Origin of the sequence: Streptomyces sp. TSRI0281 (assembly GCF_001905125.1) — a bacterium.
In the GTDB taxonomy this organism is placed as follows: Bacteria; Actinomycetota; Actinomycetes; order Streptomycetales; family Streptomycetaceae; genus Streptomyces.
This window is the reverse complement of sequence record NZ_LWLE01000035.1, coordinates 1-6,721: the sequence shown is the minus strand read 5'-3', so window position 1 is coordinate 6,721 and position 6,721 is coordinate 1. Positions and strand designations below refer to the sequence as shown.

The following is a 6,721-nucleotide window of genomic DNA, read 5'->3' as shown; positions in this document are numbered from 1 at the left end:
TCGGCAAGAGCGAGCTGTGCTGGGGCGAGCAGATGTCGGTCGACGACATGCTCGGCCGGATCGCGGAGGTCACTCCCGACGACGTACGCGCGGTGGCGGGCGAGGTCCTGGGACACCGGCCCTCGCTCTCCGTCATCGGCCCGCTCAAGGACAAGCAGGCGGACCGCCTCCACGAAGCGGTCTCCTAACCCTTAAGGAACAAAGCAATGAGCAAGCTGCGCGTAGCCGTTCTCGGAGCCAGGGGCCGTATCGGAGCCGAGGCGGTACGAGCCGTCGAGGCCGCCGACGACATGGAGCTGGTGGCGGCCCTGGGCCGGGGCGACAAGCTGGAGACCCTCGCGGACACCGGCGCCCAGGTCGTCGTCGAGCTCACCACCCCCGCATCGGTGATGGGCAACCTCGACTTCTGTATCCGGCACGGCATCCACGCCGTCGTCGGTACCACGGGCTGGACCGACGAACGGCTCGCGCAGCTCGGCACCTGGCTCGACAGCTCCCCGGAGACCGGGGTGCTCATCGCGCCGAACTTCTCCATCGGCGCGGTCCTCACGATGAGGTTCGCCGAGCAGGCCGCCCGTTACTTCGAGTCCGTCGAGGTCATCGAGCTGCACCACCCGAACAAGGTCGACGCACCCTCCGGTACCGCCACCCGTACGGCCCAGCTGATCGCGGCCGCCCGCGAGAAGGCCGGCCGCGCCGCACAGCCGGACGCCACCACCACGGCTCTGGACGGTGCCCGCGGCGCGGACGTCGACGGGGTCCCGGTCCACGCGATCCGGCTCCGCGGGCTCCTCGCCCACCAGGAAGTGCTGCTCGGCGGCGAGGGCGAGACCCTCACCATCCGCCACGATTCCCTGCACCACAGCAGCTTCATGCCGGGCATCCTGCTCGGTACCCGCCGTGTGGTGACCACTCCCGGCCTCACCTTCGGCCTGGAACACTTCCTCGACCTGAACTGACTGAGCCCACCCATGCGCGCAAAGATCACCTACGTTGTCACCGCCGCCGTCCTGGTCTTCTACTTCGCCCTGGTCGGCAGCCGTGGTCTGCTCCTCATACGGCACGGCACGCTGCTGACGGTCGCGTTCGGTGTCTCGGTACTGGTGCTGCCGGTGATCGGCGTCTGGTTCCTCTGGAAGAACACCCAGTTCGTCCGCAGGGCCAACGCGCTGGCAGCCGAGCTGGAAGCGGAGGGCGGGCTCCCGGTCGACGAACTGGTCCGTACCCCGGCAGGCCGTATCGACCGCGACTCCGCCGACGCCGTGTTCGCCCGTCGACGCGAGGAGACCGAGGACACCCCGGACGACTGGCGCTGCTGGTTCCGTCTGGCGGTCGCCTACCAGGACGCGAGGGACACCCCACGCGCCCGCAAGGCAATGCAACGGGCGATCGCACTGCACGGCCCGCGCCGAGCGGAATCAAGCCCGTCCGGCGATTGAGGACATCTCCACACCCGTCAGGCCCGGCACGGGACACCCCGTACCGGGCCTGACGCGCGGCGGCCACACGACCGCACGGCTACACGGCTACACGGCTACACCCTGGCGGTACTCGTCCCCCCACGCCTCGATCGTGTCCGTCGCCCGCTCGAAGGCCTCGTCCCGCCCCAGGAAATCCGCGTTGTGGTCGGTCACCAGCGGCGGCAGTGTGTCGCCGCCCTGGCGGACCACGACGAGGGCCTGGCCCTGCACGGTACGGGGCAGGCCGAGCCAGTTCACCGGCTGCTGGACGGTACGCACCGCCGCGGCCCGGTCCCACGGCACGGTGGTGGTCCGGAAGAACGCCACGCGCCGCACGCCGTGCCGGCTGACCCAGGCGCCGACCCGCAGCAGCCGGAGCGCGCCCGCGATCACTGCGGCGGAGAGCCCCATACACACGAGGGCTCCGGACGGCCCGCCGGTCAAACCGATGATCATGGCTGCGAGCAGCACGAACGACGCGAGCAACAACAGGGTGGCCGCCGCCGCGACCCGCCACGGGCCGGGGCGATAGGGGCGCCGCCAGCTGTCGTGGTCGTCGAACGGCAGCGCAACGTCCTCCGCGCTCGCATCGAATGCGCGGTCGGCCGTCAGGAAGGGCAGGGGCACGACTGATCCTCACTCACAAGCACGCTCGATTGCTGTGCCCGGTGAGGCTACCGAGAGTGGTACCGGCCCGACCACCCCAGGGGGTCCGTACGGGTCAGCGGCCCTGAGCGGCCTCGGACTGCTTACCGTGGGCCGGGGCGTGCCCGGAGTCGAGGGCGGGGAGGCCGAAGAGCAGCGATCCGACGAGACCGGTGACCACGGTCAGCCCCACCAGGGAACGGCCCGCCAGTTCCGACACGCTGGCGCGGGCACGGGGCGGGGGAGCGACATTACTGCGGAACCGGTCGGCCTCGGCTACGAACGAGAACGGGACGGATTCACGCCGGCGGAACATGAGGAAACTCTCCTTGATCTCTGTAACGGGTGCTGCTAATGAGTCAGACGCGCGGAACCCCCGATCGGTGCCCCGAATCGCCGAATCGATGCAAGATTTCCCCGTACGGGCGGTCCCGGCCGCGTTGTCGGTGCCGGGCCGTAGAGTGGGCGCCGCCCGTGCGACGCCATTGGAAGGACCCCCGCCGGTGACCGACACCCCCGAACCCGCAAAGCCCCACTTCCGCAGCGATGTCACCGTTGACCTGGTGAAACATGCCGCAGGTGACTCCGACGTCCTGTTCGCCGCCCGTGTTTCCACGGTCGGGGAGCAGTCGCTGGAGGAGGTCACCAAGGACCCCGAACGGTCCAAGGGGCTCATCAACTTCCTGATGCGGGACCGGCACGGAAGTCCCTTCGAGCACAACTCGATGACCTTCTTCATCAGCGCCCCCATTTTCGTCTTCCGCGAGTTCATGCGGCACCGCGTGGGCTGGTCGTACAACGAGGAATCGGGCCGCTACAGGGAGCTGGAGCCGGTCTTCTACGTCCCGGGGGAGTCCCGCAAGCTCGTCCAGCAGGGCCGCCCCGGCAAGTACGAGTTCGTCGAGGGCACCCAGGCACAGCACGAGCTCACCGGCCGGGTGATGGAGGACTCCTACCGCCAGGCGTACGAGGCGTACCAGGAGATGCTCGCCGCCGGAGTGGCCCGCGAGGTCGCCCGCGCGGTCCTGCCCGTCGGCCTGTTCTCGACGATGTACGCCACGTGCAACGCCCGCTCGCTGATGCACTTCCTCGGTCTGCGCACCCAGCACGAGCTGGCGGCGGTCCCGTCCTTCCCGCAGCGCGAGATCGAGATGGTCGGCGAGCAGATGGAGGCCCACTGGGCGCGGCTCATGCCGCTCACTCATGCCGCCTTCAACAAAAACGGACGGGTCGCCCCGTAAGCAGTGTCCGTATTGCGACGTTTCATGAAGTTCATCTAGGCTGAACAAACGGACCCGGCACTGCTTGAACCCCCGAGCAGGCAGTGCCGGGTTCCACTTCCCCGTCCCCCCGAGGGGACACCGGGCGCTGAGCAACGAGTAGCGTGTTACCCATGGCTCCGATCTCCACTCCGCAGACCCCCTTCGGGCGGGTCCTCACCGCTATGGTCACGCCCTTCACGGCGGACGGCGCACTCGACCTCGACGGCGCCCAGCGGCTCGCCGCCCATCTGGTGGACGCAGGCAATGACGGCCTGATCGTCAACGGCACCACCGGCGAGTCCCCGACCACCAGCGACGCGGAGAAAGACCAGCTCGTACGGGCGGTACTCGAAGCGGTAGGAGACCGGGCCCACGTCGTCGCCGGCATCGGCACCAACGACACCCGCCACAGCGTCGAGCTGGCCCGTACCGCCGAGCGCACCGGCGCCCACGGCCTCCTCGCCGTCACGCCGTACTACAACAAGCCCCCGCAGGAAGGCCTCCTGCGGCACTTCACCGCCATCGCGGACTCCACCGGACTCCCCGTGATGCTGTACGACATTCCCGGCCGCAGCGGCGTGCCGATCGACACGGAGACGCTGGTCCGGCTCGCCGAGCACCCGCGTATCGTCGCCAACAAGGACGCCAAGGGTGACCTGGGCCGCGCCAGCTGGGCCATCGCGCAGTCCGGCCTCGCCTGGTACTCCGGCGACGACATGCTGAACCTGCCGCTCCTCTCGGTCGGCGCAGTCGGCTTCGTCTCCGTCGTGGGCCATGTGGTGACCCCTGATCTGCGGGCGCTCATCGAGGCGTATCTCGGCGGCGACGTCCACAAGGCCACGGAGATCCACCAGAAGCTGCTCCCGGTCTTCACCGGCATGTTCCGCACCCAGGGCGTGATCACCACGAAGGCCGCTCTGACCCTCCAGGGCCTCCCGGCCGGTCCGCTGCGCCTGCCCCTGGTGGAACTCACCGCACAGGAGACGGCGCAGCTCAAGATCGATCTGGCCGCCGGTGGGGTAGAGCTGTAACCACAGACTTCACAACTGAATAAGCGAGGAACACTCGCGAAGCACCATCCCAGACAACAGCAAGTGCACGAATGACACGCGCGCCACGTGCCTCAGCGGTACGTGGCGCGCGTGGTAAGGAGAGTCTTTTGAGTCATCCGCATCCTGAACTCGGTACCCCGCCGAAGCTCCCGAAGAACGGCCTGCGCGTCACGCCGCTCGGTGGTCTCGGTGAGATCGGCCGCAACATGACGGTCTTCGAGTACGGCGGCCGCCTGCTCATCGTCGACTGCGGCGTGCTCTTCCCCGAGGAGGAGCAGCCCGGGATCGACCTGATCCTTCCGGACTTCACCACCATCCGGGACCGTCTGGACGATGTCGAGGGCATCGTCCTCACGCACGGACACGAGGACCACATCGGTGGTGTCCCGTATCTGCTGCGTCTGAAGCCGGACATCCCGCTCATCGGCTCCAAGCTGACCCTCGCACTGATCGAGGCCAAGCTCCAGGAGCACCGGATCCGTCCGTACACCCTCGAAGTCACCGAGGGCCAGCGCGAGCGCATCGGCGTCTTCGACTGCGAGTTCATCGCGGTCAACCACTCCATCCCGGACGCTCTCGCGGTCGCCATCCGCACCCCTGCGGGCATGGCCGTCGCGACCGGTGACTTCAAGATGGACCAGCTCCCGCTGGACGGGCGTCTCACCGACCTCCACGCGTTCGCCCGGCTGAGCGAGGAGGGCATCGACCTGCTGCTCTCCGACTCGACGAACGCAGAGGTCCCCGGCTTCGTACCGCCCGAGCGGGACATCTCCAACGTCCTGCGCACGGTCTTCGCCAACGCCCAGAAGCGCATCATCGTGGCGAGCTTCGCCAGCCACGTGCACCGCATCCAGCAGATCCTGGACGCGGCCCACGAGTACGGCCGCAGGGTCGCCTTCGTGGGGCGCTCGATGGTCCGCAACATGGGCATCGCCCGTGACCTCGGCTACCTGAAGGTCCCCGCGGGCCTGGTCGTCGATGTGAAGACCCTCGACGATCTGCCGGACGACGAGGTCGTGCTCGTCTGCACGGGCTCGCAGGGCGAGCCGATGGCCGCCCTCTCCCGGATGGCCAACCGTGACCACCAGATCCGGATCGTTCCGGGCGACACGGTGATCCTGGCGTCGTCCCTGATCCCCGGCAACGAGAACGCGGTCTACCGCGTGATCAACGGCCTGACCCGCTGGGGCGCCAATGTCGTCCACAAGGGCAACGCCAAGGTCCATGTCTCGGGCCACGCCTCGGCCGGCGAGCTGTTGTACTTCTACAACATCTGCAAGCCGAAGAACCTGATGCCGGTCCACGGCGAATGGCGCCACCTGCGCGCCAATGCCGAACTGGGCGCCCTCACGGGTGTCCCCAAGGACCACATCGTCATCGCCGAGGACGGCGTGGTCGTCGACCTGGTCGACGGCAAGGCCAGGATCGTCGGCAAGGTTCAGGCGGGTTACGTCTATGTCGACGGCCTCTCGGTCGGCGATGTCACCGAGACCTCGCTCAAGGACCGCCGCATTCTCGGCGACGAAGGCATCATCTCGGTCTTCATCGTGGTCGACAGTTCCTCGGGCAAGATCGTGGGCGGCCCCCACATCCAGGCCCGGGGCTCCGGCATCGACGACGCCGCCTTCAGCGCCGTCGTTCCGAAGGTCGAGGAAGCCCTCAACAAGTCGGCCCAGGACGGTGTGATGGAGCCCCACCAGCTCCAGCAGCTCGTCCGCCGCTCGGTGGGCAAGTGGGTCTCCGACACCTACCGCCGGCGCCCGATGATCCTTCCGGTCGTCGTCGAGGTCTGATCCTCACGACCGCCGACCTGGAGCGGGGCGCCTCGATTTGCATCGGGGCGCCCCGCTCCAGTACGTTTACGGCTCCGCCTGACCGGGAAGCACCCGCGCACTTGTGCGCAGGAAGCACCTGAACGGGGCGGGAATTCCGACTCAGAATCTCTGATAAAGTCGGATCCGCCGAAAGGCAAAGGCCACTCCACAGGCCGCCGGAATTAAATTCGGACCGGAAACGGAACGAAAAAGAGTCTGGTAAAGTTGGAACCGCCGGAAAGGGAAACGCGAAAGCGAAGAACTGGAAAGCGAAAACTGCTTGACCCGCTTCGACCGGGAATCGGACACGAAAGAGTCTGATAGAGTCGGAAACGCAAGAACACGAAGGGAAGCGCCCGGAGGGCCCCGGTGAAACGGGACCGAAGGAAGCGTCCGTTCCTTGAGAACTCAACAGCGTGCCAAAAGTCAACGCCAGATATGTTGATACCCCGGCCTGCTTCGGCAGGTTGGTGGTTCCTTTGAAAGTC

7 protein-coding genes and 1 pseudogene are annotated in these 6,721 nt (G+C 67.5%); 6 read left to right on the top strand and 2 right to left on the bottom strand.

What is annotated here, in order from left to right; genetic code table 11:
• The 3 genes and pseudogenes from A6A29_RS47210 to A6A29_RS34690 form a co-directional block, all read left to right on the top strand.
• Positions 1-188 (top strand): annotated as a pseudogene (locus tag A6A29_RS47210) (insulinase family protein); the annotation flags it as partial.
• A gap of 18 nt (positions 189-206) precedes the next feature.
• On the top strand, positions 207-959 hold the full coding sequence (gene dapB, locus A6A29_RS34695) for a 4-hydroxy-tetrahydrodipicolinate reductase (RefSeq protein WP_073726622.1): 753 nt from the start codon (positions 207-209) through the stop codon (positions 957-959).
• Between the two features lie 12 nt (positions 960-971).
• Complete coding sequence (locus A6A29_RS34690) at positions 972-1,439, top strand: tetratricopeptide repeat protein (RefSeq protein ID WP_073726620.1); 468 nt, start codon at positions 972-974, stop codon at positions 1,437-1,439.
• Positions 1,440-1,526: 87 nt separating this feature from the next.
• Here A6A29_RS34690 and A6A29_RS34685 read toward each other — a convergent pair whose 3' ends face one another.
• A complete protein-coding gene (locus tag A6A29_RS34685; RefSeq protein WP_073726618.1) occupies positions 1,527-2,087 on the bottom strand; it encodes a hypothetical protein in 561 nt (186 codons plus the stop codon).
• A gap of 94 nt (positions 2,088-2,181) precedes the next feature.
• Positions 2,182-2,421, bottom strand: coding sequence for a hypothetical protein (locus A6A29_RS34680; RefSeq protein ID WP_073726616.1), 240 nt, complete (start codon positions 2,419-2,421; stop codon positions 2,182-2,184).
• Positions 2,422-2,608: 187 nt separating this feature from the next.
• On the opposite strand from A6A29_RS34680, the gene thyX reads away from it, so the two are divergent.
• From thyX to A6A29_RS34665, 3 genes are all read left to right on the top strand, one after another.
• On the top strand, positions 2,609-3,346 hold the full coding sequence (gene thyX, locus A6A29_RS34675; RefSeq protein ID WP_073726614.1) for an FAD-dependent thymidylate synthase: 738 nt from the start codon (positions 2,609-2,611) through the stop codon (positions 3,344-3,346).
• Positions 3,347-3,498: 152 nt separating this feature from the next.
• Positions 3,499-4,398 carry a 4-hydroxy-tetrahydrodipicolinate synthase gene (dapA, locus tag A6A29_RS34670; RefSeq protein ID WP_073726612.1) on the top strand — a complete coding sequence of 300 codons (900 nt, stop codon included), beginning with the start codon at positions 3,499-3,501 and terminating at the stop codon, positions 4,396-4,398.
• Between the two features lie 128 nt (positions 4,399-4,526).
• Entirely contained in the window at positions 4,527-6,212 is a 1,686-nt protein-coding gene (locus A6A29_RS34665) for a ribonuclease J (protein WP_073726610.1), read from the top strand.
• Positions 6,213-6,721: the final 509 nt, after the last annotated feature.